Consider the following 23,529-nt stretch of genomic DNA (forward strand, 5'->3'; position numbering starts at 1 on the left):
CCTGTACCGCCCAACAGCAGTAGGAGTGCTGCCGAGCAACGCAATGATCTGGTTGTTGCCATCACTTGCTTAACTCCTCATAGCGCTGTTTTGCCTCGGCATTATCGGGCTCAACCTGAAGTGCGGTGTCATACCAGTAAGCGGCAGTGGCGTTGTCGGCTTCTTTGAAGCAGTCGTTCGACTGGTGGAACTTGGGATCATATTCACGGGCATAGGCCAGGGCCACCTTGCTGTCCCCCCCCTGCGCACGGTTGGCATAAAGGCGCTGCGCCACCCCACATTTCTGGGCGGACTTGGCGTTCTGGATCACTGCCAATAAGGCATCGGTTGGCGGTTGCTCTGCGATACAGGCCTGCACAAACGCTAATTCGCTCTTGGTTGCCAAGTTAGTTGCACTGCAACCATCATCCGTTGCCTCACCGCTGGCCTCATTAACCACCGGCTCTGCAGCAACCAGTTCGGCAGCTGTTTCAGCAGTGGGATCGGTCACCGGTTCGGCAGCCGTGTCAGCAATGGAATCGGTTACCGGCGCAGCGGCGGATGGTGCATCTGCCGGGCGGCTAAACCAGAAGATCAGAGCACCGAGCAGCAGCAACAGCACGACACCACCAAGGATCAGTGGGGTCTTGGATTTGGGCGCAGCCGTAGAGGCCATTGGTAAGGGCGTAGCCACCGGCACGGGCTCTGGTTCTGCTTCGACCTCGGGTTCGGGTTCGGGTTCGGGTTCGGCACTGAAGGCTGGCAGCTCAATTTCAACCGGCACCCCAACAGGCGCTAGCTCTGGTACCTGAGGAGCTTCAACCACGGGCGTGCTAATGACACTACTGCCGCCATATTCACCCACCTCTCCTCGGGCACTGGAAGGGAGCACTGCCTCGCGCGCTACTTGCAAGGTGGTATGACGGTCTTCGCCAGAGGCCAGCTTGACGTGGAGCTGGATCGGACTCTGGTTGACCAGCAAGGGATCCACTATCGCGGCACCCACGCGAAAACCGCTACCGCTTTGCAGTGGATAACCGCCGCTGATGCTGAACCAATGGGGAGCCGGGCTCCACTGGTCCCCCTCTTGTAAATAGTTCTGCTGATTATTGAGCAGGGCAAATTCGAGACTCTCCACCAGATCGGTGACGCCCCGTAGCCGGATCAGTAGTTGGGCTTCGCCTGGCACAGCGGGGTCGGTAGCAATTATTTTGGCTAGCATGGTGCTTACTCTTGTTTTAATTGATGGATGATCTGACCCAGACGCTGATTCTGATCGTGAGAAATGTCCCGTGTGGCACTGTGGCCTGCGTTATCTTGCGTGATCAGTACCAGGGAAGAGAGCCAGTCCCCCAAATACGCCATGGCAGGGCTGAGCGGGGTAGGGGGTAGGCAAGGCAACTCGTTCGGGCCTATTTCAGCGCCACGGGCAAACAGCTTGCCCTTAACGCCCGTAAAGCTGTTTGGCACCTTCTCTGGTGGCATGCCCAAAAAACCAAACCAAGCCACGAAATCACGCAAGGTGAACTGAGCCTTCATCACTTGCCGTGCCAGCTGTTGTTCTCGCCGCACGCCCGCCTGCTCCTGCCCGGCCAAGGTTAGTTTCAACATACCTTCCAGATCCAAACGGTTGGCCGCTGTCACCAGCTCTTCGGTGAGCAAATCGATCAATTCGGTCTCGATACCAAGCTGAGCCAGCAGGGTTTTCTGCGTGGGCAAATCACGCAAATGAGCGACCCACGCCTTGAACGCCTCACGGGCGAAGCCATCATCCTGGCCTACCCGAGCTTCAGCCTTGGCGGCGGTGCTCACCACGGCGACATCAGCCGGCTCGAAGGGGCTGCTATCAAAAGGACTCGTGCCAAATGGCATCTGCCCAAATGGACTGGCAGGGCTACTGCCATAGGGCGAAATAGCAGTCGGTTCTGCCCCTGTCTCTCTGGATGCATCCTCGCGAATACTGAGGTAGATATTGCTCAACTCCGCTGCGGGCAGATCCAGCTGGCTAATCAGCTCACCGAGGGAGTTAACGCGGGCCCCGAGCCCGGTCCAGAGCAGCTTGCCTATCTCCCGCTTTTTCGCCAGTTGGCCGTCACCATCTTGCTCATACCAACGACCCAGCAGGTGCTCCGCCAGCTCTTTGCGCTTGGCGTGCAGCTGCTGTTGGATCCGGTCGAGCTTGAATTCAAGATGAGCCACCCCCCTCAGTTCGCAGCCAAGCCGGGTCATACCCCCATCGTTAAGCGAAAGCATGGCCTCCCACGCCGCCTTGGGATCGGCCAGATGCTGTGCCACGCCTTTTCCTGTCACGAAGGAGGTAGCCATCTGTTGCAGGACGCCGGCGTATTGAGGCGCAACATCCACTTCTCGCCCCCCTTCCATGCTCAAGAAAGGGACCGGCATACCGGGTTTACGCACCAAGAAACAGTTATTAAATGCCTGACCCGGCGCCCACTCCTGGATCCAGTCATATTGGCCAAAACGCTCCAGCAGGGTTTGCTGCATCAGGCCATCCCACCCTTCCTTGAGCTGAGCCTGCGTCAAGTTGAGCCCGCTGTTGATTCGCATGTCGAACATGGTCAGCGCCCAAAACAAGCCGGGTTTGCGACTCTTCCGCTCATTGGCGCTCTTGCCTTGGGTCTTCTCTACCCAGCGAGTGAGCACGGGGCCCACACTGGTCACGTCACTCTGCTTGGCGGCACTGGCACAGACCACCAAGGCATTCATCTCCTGGTTATCCGTATAACGCTCGAAGAGATATGCCACCTTGCCGCGCAGCAAAAGCTGAGAAATAGGGCTGCCGCCTGCGCTGGTGGCCTCCTCCAGCTTGCTAATAGCAAGGCGACCTCGGTAGCCGGGGAAATCGAGCAGATCCACCTGCTCCACCAAGCTATCCTCTGACCCCTCGACCATTGGAAAGATCAGTTCGGTGGTAAGGGCTGCCAGCTGGGCCTGGGCAATCGATGCGGGCGTGTGCCGGCCATCATCCCCCTGGCAACAGATCTCGATGTTCCTGTCCTGGGCGGATCCCAACAAGCTGAGGCTATCCACGTTCATGATACTGACGCTGCCGCTACCTTGATTCAACAGGCAATCAAGGGGGGCATAGACCGTCTTGGCATGCCCCAGTCTGGCAAGGCTGGTCGCTAGGCTGCGATAAGTCTCGGTCAGCTCAGCTTGCTCCCCCCACAACAGGGAGAACAACTCGGCCCGCTCGGTGGGCGTCAGGGTGGGTGCCAGCTGCAATACCCGCGGCCAATAGCCATGCTCGAGCTTTTCCACCGATTTTCTAAAACTGCCGTTCAGATAGTCCCACAGTGCCACCACATCATCACGGCTGACACCGTTGTTGGCCACTGGGTTGATGGGGCGATCCTCAAACGGTCGCAGCCGCGCCTCGATGCGCGCTTCATCGAGCTGATAGCTCAGCAGCTCGTGGTTGAAATCGTTGAACCAGGTGTTGGCCAGGATCTTGGCCAAGTCTATTTCGCTAAACAGCTGCAAGGGCACCGGGTAATTCGCCGGGGCTGTGGTCTTGGCACGGGTAAACCGCGTGACCAGACCGGTGGCCTCTTTGCCGCCGCCCACCGGGTTAACTTCCTTGATGAAGTCAACCGGACGCTCCCCATAGCGTCCCTCCAGCGCGCCATTGCAGCCCGCAGCCAAGGCTGAGATCAGATAGGATTTACCGGCTTGGGAAATGCCGAAAAACCCCACCGTCATGGGTGTGCCAGCCACCCGTTTGAGGCTGCTAGCCAGATTGCGGGCCCTGTGCAGACTGAGGTTGAGCTTATCCGCCTCGTTGTCGAGACGATGGGAGTCATGGCGTACTGCATCGACCCAGGCAAGTGCATCTAGGGCGCTGCGTTCGATGGTTGCCCAGCCCTGGCTTAGGATCTCCTGTTGAGGCTTCATTGTTGTTTTACACTCCCGCTATCTAGCCAGTGTCTGCTATCGATGAGTCCGGCATCTGGCATGGTGTTGAGCTCCAGTTCGAGATCCCGCTTATTGAACGTTTTGTCGGTGTTGCTGCTCACCTCGCTGACCACCAGCTTGTCACTGATAAGTCCCAATGCCCTGGCCCGGTTATCCTTGCCAATGGCCAGCTTTACCTCGAGATAAGGCGAGCTGCCATCCGTGGACTTGGCCTGGGTATATTTGGCCCGTCCCTCGTCACTGAAACGCAAGGTATAGAGGGGGGCCGCAGTCCAGCGTTCGGTATCGAGTTGGCGATACCCGAGTCGCAAATCACCACGCATGATCCAAGCTGGGGTATCAGTCTCTGAACTACCGCTGCTAGGCAGTCGGATCTGGCCCTCGTATGACTGAATGTCACGGTAGGTCACATCATGATCTCGGATGATATTTTGCAGATCGATGATCCCCATATGGCGGATGGTGGAGTAAGGCTTGAGCGCCGCCGTGCGGAAATGGAAGTTAGGAATACTGTGGTTGGCACACAATAAGGTGATCATGGCCCCCACCGAGGCGGTACTCTTCGGATCATCGATTTGGCCATTCTTGTGGAACGGATACCAGTTGCCGGTATGGTAACCATGAAGCGGTAAAATGCGTCCCGGCGGCAGTGGCAGACACATCCGAATAAAGGCCTGAATGCCCGGCAGCAAAGAGGGTCGCCCGGTTAACAGCAACATGTCGCAATGGTAATTGGCCATCACCTCACACAGCGCGGTTAATACCTTACAGATGTTAAAACGGCCAGACAGCAGCGCCTGATGCAATTGCGCCAAATTGAAGGTGATAGGTACCTCGCACAAATTTAAATCACTGCCACCGCCCGCTTTTTGTACCTCCCGCCGCACAAACGCCTCGACCGCCTCACTGATATTATTGGCTGGCAGCAAGTCGCCATAACGCAGGTTCTCGTTCACTTTCGCACTAGGCCCCTGCGGATCGTACTGCTCATAGCGACCCAACAGATTAAGGGCAATCGGGACAAATACCTGCAAGTTGAGTTGCTGGCGCAGCACCGCTTCCGCAGCACTGACGTTGTTGGCACCACAGAGCTGAGACAATAGGGTGTCCACTGATGCAACGCCGGTCTGCTTTAGCGCGGCCTCCAACGCAGGTAGCACCAACAATTGGATCACATCGAGCAGTATATCGTCCCCCGCAATTTTGAAACTGTCGCGAAAGCGCTGCTGCGGAACGATATGGGCATTCACGCCTGCCCCATGTTGCCCGCTGCGATCGAGGGCATAATCGGTGATCACCAGATCCGTGGTGCCGCCACCAATATCGATGGATGCAAGGGTGATGCTTTCACGGTTCTTTCTGTCGGGACGGCCCAGCGCGGCAAAAAACTCCTCCGGATGACCGGCAAAGTTTTGGTTGATCTCGGTATAGAGGTAGACCAGTTGGGCACAGGAGGCCTCGTCCCACTCCACCCGGACGCGGGGCAGTGGCACCTGGATGTTATCCTGCACATTCCCCTCTTCCTGACAACGGTAAGGGTCTTGTTCCCCCTGATGCCAGCGCAGCGCCTTCCACACCAGCCCCACGGCCTGGTGCATCCGTTCATCAAGAATGCAGCGCTCTGCCATCGGCATGCCGGGCGGTACGGTGAGGATAATATTGCGCAACTGACGCGGGATACCGGCATGACCCTGGCGAGTGCGCTGGGCCGGGCTGTTGATTTGGGTCAGCGTCTGGGTCAGTACCTCTGCGAGCATAAAGGTCATCAGGGCACTGCGTGAGTAGCGCGGCGTAAACACCGGGATGCGATCCATCTCATCCTCTATGGTGTGCAACGCTTCCCCTTTTTCATTGATAAGATTCGCAAACGGGGCTGCCGTTGCCAGCGGATGGGTATCGTGTTGCTGGTAGGCCGTGTTGAAGCGCCAACCCTGACCATAGAACTTCTCATCCCACAAGTAGCGCTTCGGACTGGACAGGCCAGTAGAGCCTTCACTGCCGCGACGGCGGCTGGCCAATCGGCCAGCTTCGTTGCCGATCCTAGCGATTGTCGGCCATTGGAACGCATCATGGCGGCCACTGCGTACCGAGCAGTGATCCTTGCCAAAGAAGGCCTGTGAAAATTCGATGCGACTCTCGAAGGGCTGGCTGTAAACCTGCTCGGGGGCATTCAGATCCCGCAGTTGCAGCACATAGTTGTGCATCAGGCCGGATCCGGACTGACCGTGATCCTCAATCAAAATGCCGCAAGTACGAGAGTTACCCACATCGAGCACTAGATCTACCGGGATCGGTTTGATGGCATTGGTTTCGCCGTTAGCGATGATGCGGAATTGTGGGATCTCGACCCGTGGCGGCTCCTTGCTTTGCTGATCGGCGACCGGCTTGGCCAGCAAGGAGAGCAGATTAAGGTAATGCGCAACCGGGTATTGTTGCTGTATCTCGCTCTCCCGCTCCTCTCTATCGCGCCCCTTGCTCGCATCATTAAAGACCTCAAGTAGCCACTCCTTTAGCCAAGGCTGGGTCAGATACCAACCAAGGGCATAGGTCGAGGTGGCTATCTGGAACGTGGCTCCCGCACTGACATCTTCCTGATTTGGTCCCAGATCGGCGGCACCGTGTAACTTGGCCATGATCCGGGTATCAAAAACCAGGGTCAGGCGATGGGTATGGCCATCCAGATCCGGTTCTTGCAGTTTCACCAGTCGAAAACGTGACCAGTTGATCGGCCCCTCGTTGTAGACGTGGGGAGGATTAAACCGGAACAGCGGTAGCGGCAGCCAGATCCCGTCCAGCAACTCGAGGCTATTCTTGAGTGCGATATCGTACTTGGCGCGTGCTTTTTCGATGGCGTCGGGCCCTGGCTGGAAAAAATGGAAATCCTTCTCTTCGTTGTACAGCAGACGAGTGAGCACGCCGCTGGCCAGCTCCACAAATTCGCCAGCCTGTTCGCGACCCAGTGTCAGACCGAAATCCATAAACTGGATCCCTGAATCACCCACCAGGGTGACCTGACGATCAAATGGTTTTATTTCTGGCAACATGATTGTCTCTTCCTGCCCTTAGGGAGTTTTCTGGCGCATTTTGATGGGGAACTGCTGCTCACCGTCATTGCTACCCACGCAGTCGGTACCATTGTCCGTACCCGGCTGGCATTCGATTTTGGGGATCATATAGCTGGATCCATCACTGCACTCAGCCGGCCCCTGATTGTTAATACTCAATTGGCCATCTGCCATCACTCCGTTTGCCGCCCCCTGACACACAACCCCATTGGACTGACGCAGGCTGACTTGGCCTTTACCATCTTTGAAGCTGTATTGCAGTTGCAAGGGCTTACCGGTCTGGGTGTCCTGAATACCCCCGTTGACTTTCCAATCACCGTCTAAAAACTGAGCTGGCCCATTGGCAATGGTCGGCGGTATCGCCAGCGCCTTATCTTGAGGAGCCAACTCGTGCGGGGCTCTTTTACTCGTCACTTCGCCAGCGGTGGGCGGACTCGCTGGCGGCGTGAGGTTAGCGGCTGGCGCGACTGGCATCGGTGTTTTCGGGGGATTGGATGGCGCGGATGCCTCACTGTTAGCCAAAGCGGCAGAAGGCGGCGTGAGCGGATCACCTGACGCTAAAGCGGCGCTAGCCGCAGATTTATCCTGCTCTGATGCCCGGCCAGGCACCGCAGCTGCCATATCAGCGCTCCCACCAGCACTATGCAGCGCAGGCAGCGAGTACCCTGATGATGGAACCGTTACCGTACTATCCCCGAGTATCGGCAAGCCCGTCGATGATACGCCTGGCAGCGAGATGCTGGGGGCACAAGCTCGTAGACCAAATAGCAACAACGCCAACAGTGCCAGCAACAACAGCGGCCAGAGCAACCAACGCCAGCGCCAGCGACACCACCAGCCTTCTGTCTGAATAGTCGGTGTTACCGGCTGGACATACACGGGAATCGTCTGCGCCGAGCCTGTGGCAGGCACAATCTCAAGCGCAGGGACGGGGGGACTAACGGCCGCTCCCGGCATGACCGAGCTCGAGCTAACGGGCCTTAGCCAGTGCATTGGGTCGCGCTGTTCGCCGTTATCGTGCACAAATCCCCAAAACGTGATCACTAACACCCCATCCACCAGATAAACAAAATCCTGATCCGGAAAATTGACCACCTGTTTGAGTAAACTCGCGAAGACCCGTTTGTCGCCACCACTGTGCTTGTCATCAGTGGTAAGTAGCCGCTCGCTAAGTGCCAACACCGCCAGCGTGAAGGATTCAAACTGCGAGTAAGCCGCTGCTCGCTCAGACTCCGTGGCACTGTTCCAAGGGATCACATCTCCCGCAAAGCTGCTGTACCAGTCAGTTCTATCTCCCCCCTGATCGTTTTGCGGGATTGCCAAATGGCGCGCAAGATTGTGGCCCGTATCCAAGCGGCGAATGGTCTCCCGTAATTGGGAGGCCATGCGGTAGACAGGGAATCCGGTCTCACCGAGCGCCTTAAACGCGGAATTATGACCACTGCGCAGTAATGGACCCTGAATGGAACCCTGCATCTGTAAACCCTCGAAAAGTCTAATTATGCTGTTGCGAGATCTAGTCTGCGTTGCAGCAGGCTAGGTCAGCGTTTACCCTTGGTTGGGTGCCACTCAAGACCCCATCCGAACGCCTGATCGATGCTCTCTCGATCGTCGAAATACTGGTTTATCCGTTCAACTTTGATGGTGCCATCCACATTGATTAGCCGGGCGATGACACCAACGGGTCTATCATCACCCCCTTCGGTCAAACGAGTCGTAATGGATGGCTGATCGGGAATGTGGATAGTGATGGTGGCATGAGTACTTTGCCAATTAGAAGCACCGCTATAGATGAAGGCATAAATCAGTACCTCATCGATCTGCTGCCAATGAGTGCCGTTAATAAATAGCCACTCCCCATGACTGTTGTCCCCACTGCGATCATCCCCTTCCAGCGCCACATAAGGCGCATTGTTATAATCACCAAACAAACGACTGAGCGCTTCAACCCCGGTTTTTTTCTGATTTTTCAGTCGCACTAAGGCCGCGACATCCAGATCAATAGCGCTGTCTGCGCTAGGATTGGTCCAATTGAGGTTGACCCGAATACGGCCAAAATCATGTTGTTTGGCTAGGCTGACGCTGGGCTGTTCTTTGGTCAGCTCGGTCAGCAGCTCACTGCCAGATGGGAGATCCGATGGGAATAATGCGGGCCAACAGCGCAGCAGCAGGATCCCGAGTAGCAGTGCCAACAACATCGCCGCCAGACAGCCAAGATGCCTGGCGGTAATCCAGCGCCCCTTGCTAAGCCTCGGGGTGGGTTCTGCTAACCGTATTGGCTCCTCTAGCCGCATTGGCTCAGCGGGCTGCGGCGGGATCCCCCAGTGAACCAGCACCGGCTCGCCATTGATGCCGTAGCATGACAGTTGTGGCGTCTGCTTAAGTAAGGTATGCAGTCGCTCGGCAAGAGCTGGCTCACCACGGCGAGCCAGCTCTTCTGCCAGTTGACGGATCGCCTCTTGGCGAAGCTGACATTTCTCCTGCAGCAAGGCTTGTTCGGTAGCAGGGAGTGCACTCAGCGGTATGGGTTGCCCTTCACGCTCGCTCCACCATTCCAGATTACCATCAAAGCTACGACGCGCCGTCGCAAACAGGCTGGTAATGAGGGGAGGAAAATGACGACAGAGCACAGCAAGGCTCTGCTCATAATTTTCGAGCGTTTGTTCGTCAATCGGAGTACCCGATATTATTCGCTGCATAAAGAGACTTCACTTCCAAGAGGCGGCTAGAGAGTGCTGGCTAGCAATCACTCGTCCGCTAAGCCTGATTAATCCAGTAACCCAGGTCGAATATTTCAGGTCTAGTAACCCAGGCTCTGATTCAGTTCTTTAACCTTGGCTTCGAGGATTGCGGCTTCTTTTTGTCTCGCTGCAACTTGAGCGGCATTATCATTTGAGGAGGGGGTGAACTGCTGTTCGGCCTGCTCCAGCTCGGTGATCTGCTGCTGTAAACCGGCTTGGTTGCTCACTTTAAGTTTCAGTTGGGACACCAATTGGCTCAATGAGGCTTTCAGTGCCTGCTGATCCGCTTGCTCTTGTGCCAGAGTCGTGTTTGAACGCTGCTTGCGGTTTTCCATGTCGGTCAAGATCTGATGCGACAGTGCATTGAGTTCCTGATTTCGTTGCAGCTGTTGCTCTTGGTCGTTGACCTTTTGGCGATATCCTCCAGAGGAATCACAACTCATTTTGGTGAGTAGACTAGCGCTGCGGTTGGCAGGATCGCAATCCGCAGGGGTGGTGGCACAACCAGTTAATACCAGCAAGCTACTCAGATAGACGGCTCTAAATTTCATGACGTTTTCCTGTCAATACCCCGGTAAACCCGAGATATTGACGATTTCCTTAACGGTAATGATGCAGTGGTTGATAATCAACCAACAGTGATGGCGCTGCGCTGGTCATAAAGGCCATTGACCTCTTGTTCCAATACTGCAATCTGTTTGTTCAGCTCAAGCACTTTGGTATTGACCATCGCCAACTCTGCCTCTGTTGCCTCACTCTGCTCACTTTTGGCAACTTGCTGGTACTCGGCCGCCTTCTTACGCATATTGGTCAACTCTTTGTTGAGTTGAGCCAGATCTGCATCGACTTTGCCGAGCTGGCGCTGTGCTACCGCCTTGTCAAAACCCGCTTGGTCTTTATCTTTAGCAATTTGGGTCAAGGTTTTACTATTGTCAGCAATTACCTGCTTTGCAGTATTGGTGCGAGCAACCACGACCTCGGTATCTTTTTGAATATCGTTGTTCATTGCCTGCAAACGATCGGTGGTATTGGCATACTCGGCGCGACGACTATCAAGATAGTAGTTAGCCCCCATCGCAACACCACATGCAGCTATGCCCGCTTTTATTGCACACTGAGTTTTTTCTTCTGACTTCAAAAGCATGCAAGCTGCAACACCCATACCTGCCGCAACGGCACACGCCTGGAATCCAGATGCACTAAAAAATTCAGCCTCTTGGCCATTAGTGAGTCTTGAATCTGTTGCCGGTTGATTCCCTGTCATCGAGCTCCCAGTGCTAGCACAGCCAGAGAGAATAAGGCTGGCGGAAACAATTAAACAAATAGCTGTGCGTCTAGCAGTAATTTTCATCTTCAAAAACCCCGAACGTTGTAAAAAATGAATCTATGCCTCTAACCAGCAGTAATAACTCCGTTTGGCACCAGACCCTATAGGCTCTCTATACTACAGCGGCGCACTTTTCAACACACCTTGATTCAGCTTTGACAAACAAAAAACTTGAGAATGATCAATTTTCTATCTAAATACGACCTAATCTGTCACTTAAGCGGTGTTGCATCGTGTGCATTGACCTCTTTCGTCAACGAGCGCAGTCAGCTGTCTCATTGATAACCAGTTTGCCATTGAGCAGGTACTGCGAGCCGTATTGAGCCACCAGCCGGTCCATCGCTATCTGGGCACAGGCTGTTCTGCTGGGCTTATTTTCAGGAATTGCGTAACGAGCGGTGAGCCAGCCGCCGAGCAGGGCAATGCGGTAGCCACTCGGGATGTGGGTGAGCGAGGTGCCGATACCCCTCCCGTGAATCAGGAAGGGCACCGCTTGCCCACCGATGTCGATATCCATGCGCTGGCCTTTGAGTTCGAAGGTTGTGAGTTCCCCGGTTTGTGGATGTTTGCCGGGCACCTTGATGGTGATGTGTTTGGCCATCTCACACCTCCGGCTTGCGTTCAAAGTGGTGGGTCACAACACCTGCTTCCGGGTCGATGCTGATAAAGGCCGGTGCTTGCGGGTGGTACTGGTAGAGCCGCGCCAGCTCGGCACGAAACGCCTCGATGTTCGGCGCAATCACATGACTGGTATCCCCCTCGGCATAGGTAAAGGTCTCCAGCTTCTCTGTGTTAATCCAGATACCGTAGTACCAGGCGTCCTCCTCGGTGTCGTATTGCTGCCAGCCCTGGGCCAGTAGTGTTCGGTCGTAGTAGTAGCGGTCTGCCTGATGGCTCCCCCGGTCGATGCGACAGCCCGTCACGGTGAGCTCAGGTGGGATGCGGCCCGTCTTGTGGGCTTTTTTGACCCGGCGCAGTAGCTTGAGGGCCTTAGCTCTGCTACGGCCATTACCGAGCGGGTGTGGCTGTCTGGCCCGCAATGCCAGGTGGGTCATTATCTTCGGCGCAGTGTTGTGGTTGAGCTGACCGATAGCAGCGGTTATCTGTCGAGCAGACAGAGTCTTGTAATCACGCAGGTCGTGCATGGTTGGGTTCCTTAAAATGCATACAGCCCCTCGGAGTGAGGGGCTGTATGGGAGCATGGGTGTGTGCTGGTGGCCGTGGCTCAGGTATGACTACTCCAATCCGGCGCGTCATTACTGCCGTGGTTGACATAGGCCCCGACAATCACTCGTTGCCACTCGCCGACCGGCTGACCCGCTGCATTACAGGCACAGCGAAAACGGGCGAAGTTAATCTCACGCGGCAGGTGCTCACGCATATCTCGTGGACTGACAAAGAGCGTTGTTTTGTGCAGTACCGGGTTGGGTGCAACCAGCGGGCCGCCAATACGCCGCCCCTCCACATCGTGGGCATAGGCAAAACCCGGTAGCATCAACTGCTGGCTGATGAGTTTGGCAAGCGCGGGATGAGCACACATGGCCTCCGCTACGGCGGCTTGGCTAAAGCTGTCATTGAACTCAATCATGGTGTTTCTCCATTTCCGCTGGTGAACGGTAAGCCGCTGCCAGCAGCGCAAATTGTTCGACCAGATAGCTGATACTGAACCCCAGTTCATCGCTGACCCCATCCCCCAGCCGGTGATGCAGGTGCGCCATGTCATCGGCGATGCGTTGGGCTATGTGGGCAGTTGAACTTGGCGGTGAGCTCGTCATGGTCAGGGTGATGGAGAGATTCATCGCATCTCTCCCCAAGGGGCTTGCTCCCACAGTGACAACCGGGTCAGCACGTCTTGCGCCAGGGCCTGCTGCAACTGCTGTATCACCTTCACAGGCCGCGGTGCCTGCTCTGGGCTGCCGGTCCATTCACTCGATTGGTACAGAGCGCAACAGGTGAATTTGTACAGGGCCACCAGCTCGCTATCGGTAAGTGGTGCCTGGTGATAACGATGGGCAGGTTTAAGCGGGCTCAGTTTGGACGAGCGGAGCTGGTGTGGTTCCTTGTGGTCTTGCTGACGCCCCAGCTGATAGCGATGCCAGACTGCCCGCCGGTTGGCGAGCATCATCAGCCGTACCAGCTGGTCGACCCGCCACGCCCAGGTGCTGGTGACATCCGCTGGCGGTATCCACCAGAGGGAGCGCAGCAACTCAAGGGTGTAGTGCGGTGGCATGGGGGCATTGCAAAAGCGGTGTAACTGCACGGCAAAGGCAAGGTAGTCCTTGCGATCGATCATGAAAGCAGACATAGGGTGACTCCTTGAAATGCAAAGGCCACCAGCAGTGAGGTGGCCCTTTGGGTGATGTCGGGATATCCGGATCATGGAGCGAGCGCTGATGATCCGGATTGGCTAATCGCGCAGCTGATGTAGCAGCACATCAATGACCTCGATGCAGTCAGCCTGGGTGAGCAGGTAGCCGTTAGGCAGGTGAACCACGATGGCGGGCTCTGCCTGCATCTCGACGTTGTCTGCCAGCCAACAGCGCAATTCGAGGAGGATATCGAGGGCGGTGAGGTGGTTTTTGCCTGGAGGAAGGTTCATAGCAGGTTTCGCTCTGCCAGTGACACCACGCCCTCAGCCCCGACCACAAGGTGGTCGAGCAACCGGACATCCACCAGCGCCAGTGCCTCTTTGAGGGCTTGGGTGAAGAGCCGGTCAGATTGACTGGGCTCCGGGTCACCGCTGGGGTGATTGTGCACCGCGATGATGGCCCCACTGTTAAGTAGCAAGGCCCGCTTGACCACTTCCCGTGGGTAGATGCTGGCACTGTCCAGGGTACCCCGAAACAGCTCCTCAAAAGCCAGTACGCGATGCTGGGAGTCGAGGAACAGTGCCCCAAACACTTCATGCTCCCGGTCCTGCAGCAGGGTTTGCAGCCGCTCGGCGGCCTCAGTGGTCGAGGTGATCACGGCGCCCTTGGCCAGCCGCTTGCGGGCAATCTGGTTAGCCATGCGCAGCAGGTCTTGTTCGGTCACCGGTTCGGTAACGACATAAGTGCCGGGGCATTCCCCGGCTTTGAGTTTGTGGTAACGCATAGTGGTCTCCTGAAAAAGAAAACCCCGGCAGCGCGAGGCGTGCCGAGGTCAAATAGATGTAGAGGGGGTGTTGGTTCAGATGAGGGGAGTTCAGTTGGCCGTCGTGATGGCTCCTGCTCTGGCGGTGGGTTCACGCTTCACTGGCACTAGCGATTTGGGGGCCAGTACGTTGAACGGGATAGCGAGCTCCACACTCAGCCGTTCTGCCAGTTCATAGGCAGGGCCGATGGTGTCGTAGTCAGCTACCCAGGTAGCCAGTGCCAGCCCACTGGTCTCTACCGTCCGTAGGTAGACGCTGTAGCCTTGAACTGTCAGGCCACTGTCACGCACAACCTGCGTCTCGCCATCTCGATTAATCGCCTCAAGCTCAACGGCGATCGCTTGGCTGGGCATCGTGTGCCTCCTCTGGAGGGAAGGGATCACTCTCCACGCGATAGCCGTGATGAATGCAGACTCGCTGCAGGTCGCTCAGAAAGCTGCCCAGTACACGGGGCTGCTCAGAGAGCGGGACGGGCCCCGCCTGGCTACGCCAAAAACAGCGGCGCGTGGGGTCAATACAGATTTCATCCACGGGCTGGCTCATCGTGCGCCAGTCCTCGGCATTGGTGAGGGAGAGCAGTTGCCACTGCACGCCAGACCAGCGCACTTGTAAGGTGACTGTGCGGGCTGGTGGGCTATCCGGTGTCAGGTGCAGCAACCAGCGCTCGCCTTGGCGAGTTGGCTGTAGTTTGGCCTTGGCAGCAACCAGCCCCAGCCACTGGCGTGAGAAGTGGGAGAGCGGCAGTTCGTTAGTCATCACACACCTCCTAATCCCCACTGACCGTGACGGTGAAGCACCCCATTCGACAGTAGGCAATAAAGTTGGTCTGCCACAGGGTGAATAACTCATGGGCCTCGGCGCGTTGCATCGGACCCCATCCTTGCAGATAGTGTTCGTCATCCAGGAAGTTGAAATCGAGCTCCTTGCAGAGCTCGGCATCCTGGCCGAGTCCCTGGTAACTGAAGTCGGTGACGTAATCGAACAGCCAGCCATCAAGGCCGCGTATCAGGCGTATCTCGACCGGGTGAGTCCCTCCTTGTTCGGGGCTGTAAGTGGGGCAGCGAAAGTTGAAGGTGAGCTGGGTCAGACGCTCGAGATTGAGGCCGATATTGGCGACCTCCTGATTGAGTAACACGAGCAGAGCCTGGGTAACGGGCAGAGCAAAGCCGTCCCGGAAAAAGGGAATAGTCATAGGTGTTCCTTGTCAAATCCAATAAATCGAGGGAGGCGTTAGCCTCCCTCTGATTAGCGATCTGCGTAGTCAATCAGGCTATGCAGTGAAAATGCGAGCTACCGTCCTCATTGTGCGTTGCAATTTGTGGTAAATACGCTCCAGACGCTCAGTCACCGAGTGCCACATACGCTCATACCATGCTTGCGTCTCGTCCGTTGAGGAAAGATGCCTGGCGACCATTTGCGTTTGTGACATATCGGCAGTCGTCGCAGGGATGGCAAATCGATCCAGGTCGATGTCACCCTCTTGCGTGGCAGCCTGAATCACCCTGTTCGCCTCTTCCTCCGTGAGATATCCCGCTGAAGTCTGTTGATGACTACTCGCTTCGTCACGGTTCGGTTGGGTATAGCAGCTGAAGTCTGGGCTGTTTGAGGCAGGGAGGACCTCAATCCCCTTTGTCGGGATCTCCGTCAAACCACGTGATGTGGTGATATAGAGAGTCTGGGCTTGACGCAATAGGTCCCAAAATTGGTCAAATTGCGCTAAGGAAGGTGCGAATAAGTCACCAAACATAAAAATGCGCCTTTGTAAGTATTTGAATTTAATAAACTAATTTTTTCAGTTTCGTTGTGGAGGGTGCTTATTCGCACCCTCCCTAACCGATAGGGAGGCTTGAGGTATTCGCTGCCATCGACCATCAGCCGAAAATCTTGCTCTCCGGAGCCATACTCTTTGCCCTTGATGGTCGCGAACATCGAGACAGGCTCGGTATCTTTGCAGACGATGGTCAACGCTGTGTCACCATCGACATCAATCGCATAATTGGCCTGCGTACCAGGCCCCGACCAACTGTACCAAATCCCCTGTTCTTGAGCAGTTACATGAGCGCTCAAGGAGAAGCAGCCTGCCAATATCATGGCTTTTGTTTTCATGATGAAATCCTTTGTACTTTAATGCGGATCGCTGTTGCATACAGCGTTTATGCCCCTGTGATTGATGGCAGGACAATTGCTATTGGCTCAGACCGCACCTGGTTACTTTGAAAATGTTTTACGACACGCAAATGATGCATCAATGACCTCTTGCTCTGTAGGATGTTCAACATTCCCATCCAGCTCATTCGCAATGCACTCGCAAACTTGGGTCGGTGCGCCGCTGGATTGGCATCCCGCGATAAATTGTTTTTCTTTAACATCTGAGCAACCAAACAGCACCGTGGTTGCCAGCAGCATCGATAATGCTTTGTTCATTGATGTGTCATCCTGAGGCATGAATAAGAATAAAAATTGGCAGCCGAGCAGGCTGCCAATGGGGAGGGGGTGGATCAACGTTCTACAGCAGGGCTTGTCTGGCCACTCAGGATCCGTTGCTTCCGCTCTGCCTCTGGTAAGTCATTGATGCAGTAATTGATATAAAAGACATGGAAAATGATGGTGTAAAAAGCATTCATCTTGAGATCAATGCGATGCTCGTTTAGTGCATAGGACGTCAGTGCAGCTCTGGCTTTAAATGCCCACACGACATGCAGCACCATGCTGGCAATAGTGAGAATGCCAGACAGTATGCTCACTATTTCGTCACCAGTTCCAGACAACAGGTAACTCATGCCAAGGCATACGCTGACCCAAATAATGTAAGTGTTATCTACCAACTTGGTCTTGGTCGACTCAGCGATGATTTGCGTCGCTTTATTCATCCACAGAATGTTATAGATGCTGCCGGTCACCAATCCCAACAACGCAAAGTTTAGTGTTTTAGTATCCAACTTATCTTTCAATTCATTAATGGTAGACATGTTATTTCCTTATGTTTCATTGGCATGGATATATTGATTGCTAGGAGGAGGTAGGCATCACAGCCCACCGTTACTGGTCAAATGAGAGGGTTTGCTCACCCCCCAGGGTGGTCACCGTGACTTCAAGGGGATTGCAGTCGGCGGGCTGCATCGACAAGGTTATCTTGCCGCCAAAGCCCATTCGAAAGGGCAACTTGGCTTTCGGATCGATCGTGCAACTGCCTCGGTTGATCTTGAGGTCGGTGATCACCATCCGGTTACTGCGGCTGGTGATATCGAGCAGGTACTTGTTCCAAGTCGTCTTGCCGTAATAGGGATTACCGCGTTTTCTCAACTGTACATCGCCCTCCTTCAGCGGTTCGATGTTAGCCAGGTCTTCGTCGAGGACGGCGGCGTCATAGGTCTCTTGTGATTGGCAAGGAAAGCCTGGCGAGCCCAGCGCCGGTAGCGTGTTTGCAATGTTCGCTGTTGGGAACGAAAATTTGCGGCTGCCTTTTTCGCGTTGATATACGCCTAGTTCTTTCGCATTTCTCAGTGCGGTCCAGAGTTCCTCAAAACTTTTCTTGTCTTGAAGAACCCGGTGGCCAATGAAGATCTTGCCATCCACTTCAAAAACGAAATCACTTTGATAGTCCTGAGAGCCGTATTTTCCGACACTCATGATGTCCACATTGATGGTGGCGGGTTTGTTAGGGTGACAATGAATGGTGAATGAATCCGCCCGGTTATAGACACCGTAGCTGAATCCCTCAGCTGCGTTACCAAACTGCTTCCAGCCTGGGGCATCAGCGGCTGACTCACTGAGGGCATGTGCTTGCTGAGTGGCTGCCAGCATTACTAGCAATAGCATGGATTTTTTCATGTTTGTTTCCTTCTAAAATGTCTTGATGTAATTCGACCCATTCGGTCCAGCCTCAACCAAAATCAACCATTAAGGGCGATCCTCATCGTTTTGAGTCCTTCATGTCAACAAGTCCGGGTGTCAACTTTAAAAGTTGAATCTGGAGGTGTGATGGATATCAATCAGGACGCGTTAGCCAAAGCAGTGGGCAGAGCTATTGCTTATCAACGTCAACAACAGGGAATGACCCAAGAGGAAGTCGCGGAACGACTGCAGATTGGGATGGAAGCGGTATCGCGCATGGAGCGGGGGATTGTGGTTCCCACTATCGTTCGACTAGCTGAGTTGGCACAGATATTTGGATGTGAGCTGACGGACTTGCTCCGTGAAACCAGTTCGCGGCCCCTTGAGCAAGCCGTCAGATTAGCTCACCAACTCGAGCAACTCACCGACGATGATCGTCAATGGGTCACTGATACCATGACGGCCCTGATGAGCCGTCTAATCCGTTAACCAGTTCCACAGCTTGTGGGCGCCGTAGGCTGCAGCAGCACCGACAGCCAACGGCGCCCACGCTGGCGCAGTGGACACCCCTACCAAGGATGTCAGTGCCGCCGTGGTGGCACCACATGCTACGGATGAGCTCAGGGAGGCCCCTGTTACCCCTGCGGTTGCCACTGAGGTCAGGTGTCCCAGTGAAGAACGCGCGACTTGAGCCGCCAGCAAAGTGGCTGCTGCCTCAGTGACCTGGGGTGAGTGGTGCAAGTCTTTGATACACCACATCACGAAGTGCTCACAGTTGTTGAACAGCAGGTTATAACTACGTTCGCCCAGACGGCTGTGCGCTCGGTTGACACTGTGATCCGGGCTCAGTCGCTGAGGATGGGTCCTGATAATAAAGTCCTTCTCCTGGCAAAACGCCCCTAACGTAGACATGACAACCTGACACGAGTCATGACCAGAAAACGGGCCCTGGTAGTGGATCACCCAATCGTCACCGGCGTAGATCCCGTGGTGCTCATACCCGATGCGTGGGGAGATAAGGTGGTCGCCATAGTTCAATGAAGACATGCTGTTCTCTCCTACTGCAGCAGAGTGATGGCTTGCGCCAGGGCACGGGATTTGAGTTGAGCCCCTTGGCCAAACCAGGCGGAATCCAACCGATGATCCTGGCTGCGGGTGCGGCGATGGTGATCGACATACTCGGTCACCGCATTGACCAACCCCCACGCGGTGTTATGCGAGCTGGCCAGTTCTGCCCCCATCCCAGCCCCTTGATAGAGCTCATACAAACGCTGTACAGACCGGGTGAGCACAATGCTCTCCTCATCCAAAGGCTGTGCAAGCAGGTCACTGAAAAAGCGCAGTGCCTCTTGAGGGGCCACAGGCCGTTGGCTGAGTTCTTTGGCGTACTGGCCGAAATGGTCCCACTGGCTTACCCCAAGCCCCAGAGCCTGTTTCACGGCAGTTGCGTCGAACTGGGTTGAGTGTGGCACCTTGATAGCGCCGGTCTGGTTCCCTACCGCTACCTGCAGGGTGTTGTTGCACACCACCCGCACCGAGGTGAACTGCGCCGTGGTGCAGAGGGTGCCATCACAGCTGGTCGCCAGCAGCAGATAGGACTTCACCAGGTCACCGCCCTTGAGCATTAGGTCCCGGCCGGTCTTGGCTAAAGCCCAGAGTTTGCGACCACCTTTCAGTGAGCCTGCGGTCTCCAGCTCGAAACCACCCGCTTCTACCAGATCTTGATAGAAGTGCAGCACCTCATGGGGCTGTACCACGTTGTAGCGCTGTGAGACCACCGACAGCGGTGCCAGGGTATCGGAGCGGTAGAGCACCTTGCTGTCGGGGTAGGTGTGAAGGATGGGATTATCAGGCGCGCCCTGATACAGCACATCGCTTTGCTCGATGGTCCAGTTCATCCCGGCGGCTTGCAGCCAGACATCAAGGGACTGTTGTGGGGGTAAGATATTGCCGAGGCCATGCCAAGGGGTTTGGCCGGTGTAGGCCATGGAATCAATCAAATGAGCCATAGAGATCTCCAATGAAAAAGGGACTGCCGAAGCAGTCCCTGAGGTAGGTTCATGGAGATAACATATGTTTCAAATTTGATGGATTAGAGCAAATCTATCTAAATAAGATAGTAATGATACCGATAGATATTCCCGCCGCGCCGATGAAGATACCAAACCTGCGGCCAGATTGACTTTTTACTTCGAAAAGGGCGACCGCCACCAAGAGTATTATGTAGATGGCAGGAGCAGAGTTGAGGCGATGCTGACCAGTTAGTATGGATAAATGATCGTCAGGTCCTGCCAGAAAATTATGCAATATATTATAGCTGACAATGACTAACAGCAGCACACTCGTGATGAGTCGAATTGATTTCCAACCCATCATCAGAGACACCATGACGACACCGCCAAGCACCAAGGAAAGGGCACCCTCCATGGTCACCATCAATCCTTCTGGTATGCTCAACTGAGGCCATACATACGCCGTAAGACTCAACAAGCCTGACATGAAACTGTAGATTAACAGAACATAAAGCCAAGCTTGGAGTCTGATGCTACCGTATGAATCAGCGGGGCAAATGCAGATAGACTTGGATAGCTAACTGGAACACTACAACACCCAGCGGCCACATCAGGACAGGATTATGGAAGGACAAACGCCCTACAGCATGTTCAAGAAGGGTCTGAAATTGATACCGAAGGAAGTGCGCACTCGCACGAAAGTAGCCTAAACAAGACACCGGTTTGAGGCCGGTGTCTGGTGATAACTAGATCTGTACAGACAGTACATGAGTGATGTCATCTTGTCATTCAACACCTCAATTATGGTGGCGACTGTACCACCTAACATGGTGTCAGGGATCATTAGACCACTACAGGATGAAAGTCGCCACCTCAGCCTTTAATTCTTGAGCTCGACTCTTTAGTGCTTTTGCTTGCTCCAAATCTCGCAATGCCGACACAGTGATATCATCGGTTACATCCTTAATAGCAGTTGTGTTCAAGGTGATCTCCCCTGTAACCTGACTTTGTTCCTCCGCAGCAGTGGCAATTTGGCCTGCCATGTCAGAAATCAAGTTAACGGCCTGGGTTATTTCTTCAAGTGCCTGAGCAGCAGAATCCGCATCACTCACGCTATTATCAGCAAGCCGTTGACTACACTGCATTAGCTCAACAGCTTTCGCTGTCGTCTGCTGTAACGTATCGATAGTTGAATGAATTTCAAGCGTTGAGTCTTGAGTCCGCTTAGACAAAACACGAACTTCATCTGCAACAACAGCAAAACCTCGCCCCTGTTCTCCAGCCCGAGCGGCTTCAATAGCGGCATTCAGTGCCAAGAGATTGGTTTGCTCTGCAATTCCTTGAATGGTTGCAAGAATGCCTGAAATATCTTGTGCATGTCGACTCAGTTGGCTAATAACCTCTGTTGCTTCACAAATTTCATGTGCAAGACCATTGATAGATTTACGAGTTTGATTTACTAATCGTTTACCATCCTCACTGCCTTTGGTTGACTGGTGTGCAGCAGTAGCTGTATTTTCCGCATTATTAGCAATTTCTTGGGTTGCACTGGCCATCTCGGTGACAGCCGTGGCTACCATCGTGACCTCTTGCTGTTGACGCTGGAGCTCGCTGACCGTTGTATTACTCGATGCTAGGCTTTGCTCTGCATCAGAATCTAACTCGCTAGCCAAGGATCGAATATGAGAAATAAGTTTATGCTGACTTCCTACAAAGCGGTTAAAACTGTTCGCAAGTTCCCCGACCTCATCGTGGGTATCAATTTTGATACGCTGAGTTAAGTCACCATTTCCGTCAGCAATATGCGCCAATGCATGGGTAACCTTGATCAACGGGCTAAGCAGCACTTTAACCAGCCAAGAAATTGCCAAAATACTAGCAATAATAACAGCCAGAGATAGACCCATTTGTGTCAAGATGAGTTCATCAAGAGGAGCCTCTAAGGCCTCTTTATCTAGAACAATTACTAACTCCCAATCAGTATTAGGAACGTTGGTTGACCATACTAGTTTCTCTGTGCCATCGCTCCCAAATCTGGCTGAAATCATCTGACTATCATCACTTTTTGAAGATAGATATGACACTGTCAAGTCCGTAGAAATTTCATTGGCAGGCCGCATAATCTTTGATGCGTCTTTATACGCAATGACTGTGCCATCCTTATGCATAAGGATGGCGAAACCATTAGCTGGCAACGACATTTTTTTAATGTCTTCAACCATATCAGTTATAGAAACATCTCCAGCTACGACGCCTGTTGATACAGCTTGCGCGATAGTAACAACTAGGACGTCATCAGTAACGTCCATATAAGGCTTTGTGACGCTCACTCCACTCTTCATTTTCGCTTCTTGATACCAAGGGCGAGATCTCGGATCGTAGTTGCTATAATCTTCGGTAGGGTCATAGTTAAACATTTTACCTTCTTGAGTACCGAAGTAAGTACTAGAGAACCGACCAGAGTCTTTTGCTTGTTGTAGAGATTTTACGATATCGCCATCAAGCTTGGTTGATAGTGCTTTGACAACATCCATTCTAGCTACAAGCCAATCACTAATTTGTTCTGCTTGTTGTTCTCCCAAACGTTCTGCTTGCTCTTTACTATCATCAATAATAATGGTTTTTTGCGCTGAGTAACTACTCCAAGACAGTACAGCAACACTAACAAACAAAGCCATAGCAACCGATATTAGAATTTTATCCTTTAGTGACATCTTTATCATGAACAACCTCACTTTGTATTCTATGGTATGTATCGACCTAAGCACCAAATGTCGGCTTGTCACCATCCAAGGCAAGATAAGGTCGAAAACGCCTCTGGTTTGTGGTTGTCATCGCGATAGTTACGATGGGGTGCATCTTTGGAGAACCCAATATCCTCTTCACGCATGAAGCCAGCCTCTGCTTGTGTCTTGCTCGGATGCACCTGAATGGAAAGGGCCTTCTCAGCACATAGCACCTTGAACAGAAATGGTAAGGTACCAAAGCTGTTCATGGTGTGCTCCCCCAACGTCCGGCGATAAGAACAGACAGTCTAACTACCAAGCCATCTACCTCAACGAGGGAGCATCCATTAGGATGAGACCCCATCCAAAGTTCAGCCTGTGGCTTTCTTTCGGAGTTTTTAATCCCAAACGGCCGAGTCAGGGCATCTGCACTACCCCAGCGGTATCCTTGTATAGGTTTTTTCATCCGTAATGCGGTTAAGCGATTCATGATAAAGCACCCCGATACGTTCACTAGATAACATACAGAAATGTATCATGAACGGAGATGATGGCAACCGGCTTCCCGTTGATTTCTCAGAAACAGCTTTCGAGATATCAGGGCAAGTTATCTTTAGAATTACTTGGCAGCGGTGTTCGAGAGCTGTTATCATAGATGTGTTATCTCCCCAATCAGAAGATCAATACTGGTATGCATAGCCAGTCGTTTGGTTACCCCACAGATAACTTATTACATATCATGAAGTTAATTAGGTAAGCTACCAATATAACAGATA

At 53.8% G+C, this 23,529-nt stretch carries 28 protein-coding genes and 1 pseudogene; 2 read left to right on the forward strand and 27 right to left on the reverse strand.

Going from position 1 to position 23,529, the window contains the following annotated elements:
* Window positions 1-61: 61 nt before the first annotated feature.
* From OKC28_RS05190 to OKC28_RS05290, 21 genes are all read right to left on the reverse strand, one after another.
* A complete protein-coding gene (locus tag OKC28_RS05190) occupies window positions 62-1,201 on the reverse strand; it encodes a hypothetical protein (protein WP_042044640.1) in 1,140 nt (379 codons plus the stop codon).
* A gap of 5 nt (window positions 1,202-1,206) precedes the next feature.
* Complete coding sequence (locus OKC28_RS05195) at window positions 1,207-3,894, reverse strand: putative virulence factor (RefSeq protein ID WP_199428685.1); 2,688 nt, start codon at window positions 3,892-3,894, stop codon at window positions 1,207-1,209.
* Complete coding sequence (locus OKC28_RS05200; protein WP_042044637.1) at window positions 3,891-6,959, reverse strand: virulence factor SrfB; 3,069 nt, start codon at window positions 6,957-6,959, stop codon at window positions 3,891-3,893. The genes OKC28_RS05195 and OKC28_RS05200 overlap by 4 nt, the downstream gene beginning before the upstream one ends.
* 18 nt (window positions 6,960-6,977) lie before the next feature.
* Entirely contained in the window at window positions 6,978-8,456 is a 1,479-nt protein-coding gene (locus OKC28_RS05205) for an SrfA family protein (RefSeq protein ID WP_171269243.1), read from the reverse strand.
* A 65-nt stretch (window positions 8,457-8,521) separates the two neighbouring features.
* Complete coding sequence (locus OKC28_RS05210) at window positions 8,522-9,679, reverse strand: hypothetical protein (protein ID WP_042044636.1); 1,158 nt, start codon at window positions 9,677-9,679, stop codon at window positions 8,522-8,524.
* Between the two features lie 101 nt (window positions 9,680-9,780).
* Window positions 9,781-10,272 carry a hypothetical protein gene (locus OKC28_RS05215; protein WP_042044635.1) on the reverse strand — a complete coding sequence of 164 codons (492 nt, stop codon included), beginning with the start codon at window positions 10,270-10,272 and terminating at the stop codon, window positions 9,781-9,783.
* 77 nt (window positions 10,273-10,349) lie between these two features.
* Window positions 10,350-11,072: a hypothetical protein gene (locus tag OKC28_RS05220; protein WP_270687936.1), complete on the reverse strand. Its 723-nt coding sequence runs from the start codon at window positions 11,070-11,072 to the stop codon at window positions 10,350-10,352.
* Window positions 11,073-11,301: 229 nt separating this feature from the next.
* A complete protein-coding gene (locus OKC28_RS05225) occupies window positions 11,302-11,649 on the reverse strand; it encodes a hypothetical protein (protein ID WP_042044633.1) in 348 nt (115 codons plus the stop codon).
* Window position 11,650: 1 nt separating this feature from the next.
* Window positions 11,651-12,193: a hypothetical protein gene (locus tag OKC28_RS05230; RefSeq protein ID WP_171269241.1), complete on the reverse strand. Its 543-nt coding sequence runs from the start codon at window positions 12,191-12,193 to the stop codon at window positions 11,651-11,653.
* A gap of 80 nt (window positions 12,194-12,273) precedes the next feature.
* Window positions 12,274-12,636, reverse strand: coding sequence for a hypothetical protein (locus OKC28_RS05235; protein ID WP_125602574.1), 363 nt, complete (start codon window positions 12,634-12,636; stop codon window positions 12,274-12,276).
* Window positions 12,629-12,847 (reverse strand): hypothetical protein, encoded by a 219-nt coding sequence (locus tag OKC28_RS05240; protein ID WP_256684712.1) that lies wholly within the window; start codon window positions 12,845-12,847, stop codon window positions 12,629-12,631. Before OKC28_RS05240 ends, OKC28_RS05235 begins: the two co-directional genes overlap by 8 nt.
* Window positions 12,844-13,353, reverse strand: a complete 510-nt coding sequence (locus OKC28_RS05245) for a hypothetical protein (RefSeq protein ID WP_256684714.1) — start codon at window positions 13,351-13,353, stop codon at window positions 12,844-12,846. The genes OKC28_RS05240 and OKC28_RS05245 overlap by 4 nt, the downstream gene beginning before the upstream one ends.
* 102 nt (window positions 13,354-13,455) lie before the next feature.
* On the reverse strand, window positions 13,456-13,647 hold the full coding sequence (locus OKC28_RS05250) for a hypothetical protein (RefSeq protein ID WP_270687944.1): 192 nt from the start codon (window positions 13,645-13,647) through the stop codon (window positions 13,456-13,458).
* The gene (gene radC, locus OKC28_RS05255) at window positions 13,644-14,141 is read right to left on the reverse strand and encodes a RadC family protein (protein ID WP_270687946.1); all 498 of its coding nucleotides are present in this window, start codon (window positions 14,139-14,141) and stop codon (window positions 13,644-13,646) included. The genes OKC28_RS05250 and radC overlap by 4 nt, the downstream gene beginning before the upstream one ends.
* Window positions 14,142-14,231: 90 nt before the next feature.
* On the reverse strand, window positions 14,232-14,534 hold the full coding sequence (locus tag OKC28_RS05260) for a hypothetical protein (RefSeq protein WP_111875162.1): 303 nt from the start codon (window positions 14,532-14,534) through the stop codon (window positions 14,232-14,234).
* On the reverse strand, window positions 14,509-14,937 hold the full coding sequence (locus OKC28_RS05265) for a hypothetical protein (protein ID WP_111875161.1): 429 nt from the start codon (window positions 14,935-14,937) through the stop codon (window positions 14,509-14,511). The genes OKC28_RS05260 and OKC28_RS05265 overlap by 26 nt, the downstream gene beginning before the upstream one ends.
* A gap of 10 nt (window positions 14,938-14,947) precedes the next feature.
* Window positions 14,948-15,373 (reverse strand): DUF2787 domain-containing protein, encoded by a 426-nt coding sequence (locus OKC28_RS05270; protein ID WP_270687949.1) that lies wholly within the window; start codon window positions 15,371-15,373, stop codon window positions 14,948-14,950.
* Between the two features lie 524 nt (window positions 15,374-15,897).
* The gene (locus OKC28_RS05275; protein ID WP_270687951.1) at window positions 15,898-16,287 is read right to left on the reverse strand and encodes a hypothetical protein; all 390 of its coding nucleotides are present in this window, start codon (window positions 16,285-16,287) and stop codon (window positions 15,898-15,900) included.
* A gap of 102 nt (window positions 16,288-16,389) precedes the next feature.
* Complete coding sequence (locus OKC28_RS05280) at window positions 16,390-16,605, reverse strand: hypothetical protein (RefSeq protein ID WP_270687953.1); 216 nt, start codon at window positions 16,603-16,605, stop codon at window positions 16,390-16,392.
* 74 nt (window positions 16,606-16,679) lie between these two features.
* Window positions 16,680-17,150: a hypothetical protein gene (locus OKC28_RS05285; protein ID WP_111875158.1), complete on the reverse strand. Its 471-nt coding sequence runs from the start codon at window positions 17,148-17,150 to the stop codon at window positions 16,680-16,682.
* 70 nt (window positions 17,151-17,220) lie between these two features.
* On the reverse strand, window positions 17,221-18,012 hold the full coding sequence (locus tag OKC28_RS05290) for a hypothetical protein (RefSeq protein WP_270687955.1): 792 nt from the start codon (window positions 18,010-18,012) through the stop codon (window positions 17,221-17,223).
* Between the two features lie 147 nt (window positions 18,013-18,159).
* Between OKC28_RS05290 and OKC28_RS05295 the strand changes: the two genes are divergently transcribed.
* Window positions 18,160-18,504, forward strand: a complete 345-nt coding sequence (locus OKC28_RS05295) for a helix-turn-helix domain-containing protein (protein WP_216955735.1) — start codon at window positions 18,160-18,162, stop codon at window positions 18,502-18,504.
* Here OKC28_RS05295 and OKC28_RS22970 read toward each other — a convergent pair.
* The 3 genes from OKC28_RS22970 to OKC28_RS05305 all read right to left on the reverse strand — a co-directional run bounded on the left by OKC28_RS22970 (window position 18,493) and on the right by OKC28_RS05305 (window position 20,451).
* Window positions 18,493-19,062: a lecithin retinol acyltransferase family protein gene (locus tag OKC28_RS22970; RefSeq protein ID WP_106552070.1), complete on the reverse strand. Its 570-nt coding sequence runs from the start codon at window positions 19,060-19,062 to the stop codon at window positions 18,493-18,495. The two genes, OKC28_RS05295 and OKC28_RS22970, sit on opposite strands and share 12 nt — an antisense overlap.
* A gap of 11 nt (window positions 19,063-19,073) precedes the next feature.
* Window positions 19,074-20,024, reverse strand: coding sequence for a DUF932 domain-containing protein (locus tag OKC28_RS05300; protein WP_270687958.1), 951 nt, complete (start codon window positions 20,022-20,024; stop codon window positions 19,074-19,076).
* 94 nt (window positions 20,025-20,118) lie between these two features.
* On the reverse strand, window positions 20,119-20,451 hold the full coding sequence (locus tag OKC28_RS05305) for a hypothetical protein (protein WP_106552072.1): 333 nt from the start codon (window positions 20,449-20,451) through the stop codon (window positions 20,119-20,121).
* A 115-nt stretch (window positions 20,452-20,566) separates the two neighbouring features.
* Between OKC28_RS05305 and OKC28_RS05310 the strand changes: the two are divergent.
* A pseudogene (locus tag OKC28_RS05310) lies at window positions 20,567-20,737 on the forward strand (IS481 family transposase); the annotation flags it as partial.
* Between the two features lie 141 nt (window positions 20,738-20,878).
* Here OKC28_RS05310 and OKC28_RS05315 read toward each other — a convergent pair.
* The 3 genes from OKC28_RS05315 to OKC28_RS05325 are packed head-to-tail and all read right to left on the reverse strand — an operon-like array spanning window position 20,879 to window position 23,243.
* Window positions 20,879-22,750, reverse strand: coding sequence for a methyl-accepting chemotaxis protein (locus OKC28_RS05315; RefSeq protein ID WP_270687963.1), 1,872 nt, complete (start codon window positions 22,748-22,750; stop codon window positions 20,879-20,881).
* A 59-nt stretch (window positions 22,751-22,809) separates the two neighbouring features.
* Window positions 22,810-23,022, reverse strand: a complete 213-nt coding sequence (locus OKC28_RS05320; protein ID WP_265328522.1) for a type I phosphomannose isomerase catalytic subunit — start codon at window positions 23,020-23,022, stop codon at window positions 22,810-22,812.
* Complete coding sequence (locus OKC28_RS05325; protein WP_320205440.1) at window positions 23,019-23,243, reverse strand: type I phosphomannose isomerase catalytic subunit; 225 nt, start codon at window positions 23,241-23,243, stop codon at window positions 23,019-23,021. Before OKC28_RS05325 ends, OKC28_RS05320 begins: the two co-directional genes overlap by 4 nt.
* Between the last annotated feature and the right edge of the window lie 286 nt (window positions 23,244-23,529).

This window comes from Aeromonas sp. D3 (genome assembly GCF_027705025.1).
Classification (GTDB): Bacteria; Pseudomonadota; Gammaproteobacteria; order Enterobacterales; family Aeromonadaceae; genus Aeromonas; species Aeromonas salmonicida.

What these genes read in the sequence shown, in the direction of transcription:
- OKC28_RS05190 (WP_042044640.1), bottom strand. Translation starts at nt 1,201, where the DNA reads ATGCTAGCCAAAATAATTGCTACCGACCCCGCTGTGCCAGGCGAAGCC.
- OKC28_RS05195 (WP_199428685.1), bottom strand. Translation starts at nt 3,894, where the DNA reads ATGAAGCCTCAACAGGAGATCCTAAGCCAGGGCTGGGCAACCATCGAA.
- OKC28_RS05200 (WP_042044637.1), bottom strand. Translation starts at nt 6,959, where the DNA reads ATGTTGCCAGAAATAAAACCATTTGATCGTCAGGTCACCCTGGTGGGT.
- OKC28_RS05205 (WP_171269243.1), bottom strand. Translation starts at nt 8,456, where the DNA reads ATGCAGGGTTCCATTCAGGGTCCATTACTGCGCAGTGGTCATAATTCC.
- OKC28_RS05210 (WP_042044636.1), bottom strand. Translation starts at nt 9,679, where the DNA reads ATGCAGCGAATAATATCGGGTACTCCGATTGACGAACAAACGCTCGAA.
- OKC28_RS05215 (WP_042044635.1), bottom strand. Translation starts at nt 10,272, where the DNA reads ATGAAATTTAGAGCCGTCTATCTGAGTAGCTTGCTGGTATTAACTGGT.
- OKC28_RS05220 (WP_270687936.1), bottom strand. Translation starts at nt 11,072, where the DNA reads ATGAAAATTACTGCTAGACGCACAGCTATTTGTTTAATTGTTTCCGCC.
- OKC28_RS05225 (WP_042044633.1), bottom strand. Translation starts at nt 11,649, where the DNA reads ATGGCCAAACACATCACCATCAAGGTGCCCGGCAAACATCCACAAACC.
- OKC28_RS05230 (WP_171269241.1), bottom strand. Translation starts at nt 12,193, where the DNA reads ATGCACGACCTGCGTGATTACAAGACTCTGTCTGCTCGACAGATAACC.
- OKC28_RS05235 (WP_125602574.1), bottom strand. Translation starts at nt 12,636, where the DNA reads ATGATTGAGTTCAATGACAGCTTTAGCCAAGCCGCCGTAGCGGAGGCC.
- OKC28_RS05240 (WP_256684712.1), bottom strand. Translation starts at nt 12,847, where the DNA reads ATGAATCTCTCCATCACCCTGACCATGACGAGCTCACCGCCAAGTTCA.
- OKC28_RS05245 (WP_256684714.1), bottom strand. Translation starts at nt 13,353, where the DNA reads ATGTCTGCTTTCATGATCGATCGCAAGGACTACCTTGCCTTTGCCGTG.
- OKC28_RS05250 (WP_270687944.1), bottom strand. Translation starts at nt 13,647, where the DNA reads ATGAACCTTCCTCCAGGCAAAAACCACCTCACCGCCCTCGATATCCTC.
- radC (WP_270687946.1), bottom strand. Translation starts at nt 14,141, where the DNA reads ATGCGTTACCACAAACTCAAAGCCGGGGAATGCCCCGGCACTTATGTC.
- OKC28_RS05260 (WP_111875162.1), bottom strand. Translation starts at nt 14,534, where the DNA reads ATGCCCAGCCAAGCGATCGCCGTTGAGCTTGAGGCGATTAATCGAGAT.
- OKC28_RS05265 (WP_111875161.1), bottom strand. Translation starts at nt 14,937, where the DNA reads ATGACTAACGAACTGCCGCTCTCCCACTTCTCACGCCAGTGGCTGGGG.
- OKC28_RS05270 (WP_270687949.1), bottom strand. Translation starts at nt 15,373, where the DNA reads ATGACTATTCCCTTTTTCCGGGACGGCTTTGCTCTGCCCGTTACCCAG.
- OKC28_RS05275 (WP_270687951.1), bottom strand. Translation starts at nt 16,287, where the DNA reads ATGAAAACAAAAGCCATGATATTGGCAGGCTGCTTCTCCTTGAGCGCT.
- OKC28_RS05280 (WP_270687953.1), bottom strand. Translation starts at nt 16,605, where the DNA reads ATGAACAAAGCATTATCGATGCTGCTGGCAACCACGGTGCTGTTTGGT.
- OKC28_RS05285 (WP_111875158.1), bottom strand. Translation starts at nt 17,150, where the DNA reads ATGTCTACCATTAATGAATTGAAAGATAAGTTGGATACTAAAACACTA.
- OKC28_RS05290 (WP_270687955.1), bottom strand. Translation starts at nt 18,012, where the DNA reads ATGAAAAAATCCATGCTATTGCTAGTAATGCTGGCAGCCACTCAGCAA.
- OKC28_RS22970 (WP_106552070.1), bottom strand. Translation starts at nt 19,062, where the DNA reads ATGTCTTCATTGAACTATGGCGACCACCTTATCTCCCCACGCATCGGG.
- OKC28_RS05300 (WP_270687958.1), bottom strand. Translation starts at nt 20,024, where the DNA reads ATGGCTCATTTGATTGATTCCATGGCCTACACCGGCCAAACCCCTTGG.
- OKC28_RS05305 (WP_106552072.1), bottom strand. Translation starts at nt 20,451, where the DNA reads ATGGTGACCATGGAGGGTGCCCTTTCCTTGGTGCTTGGCGGTGTCGTC.
- OKC28_RS05315 (WP_270687963.1), bottom strand. Translation starts at nt 22,750, where the DNA reads ATGATAAAGATGTCACTAAAGGATAAAATTCTAATATCGGTTGCTATG.
- OKC28_RS05320 (WP_265328522.1), bottom strand. Translation starts at nt 23,022, where the DNA reads ATGAACAGCTTTGGTACCTTACCATTTCTGTTCAAGGTGCTATGTGCT.
- OKC28_RS05325 (WP_320205440.1), bottom strand. Translation starts at nt 23,243, where the DNA reads ATGAATCGCTTAACCGCATTACGGATGAAAAAACCTATACAAGGATAC.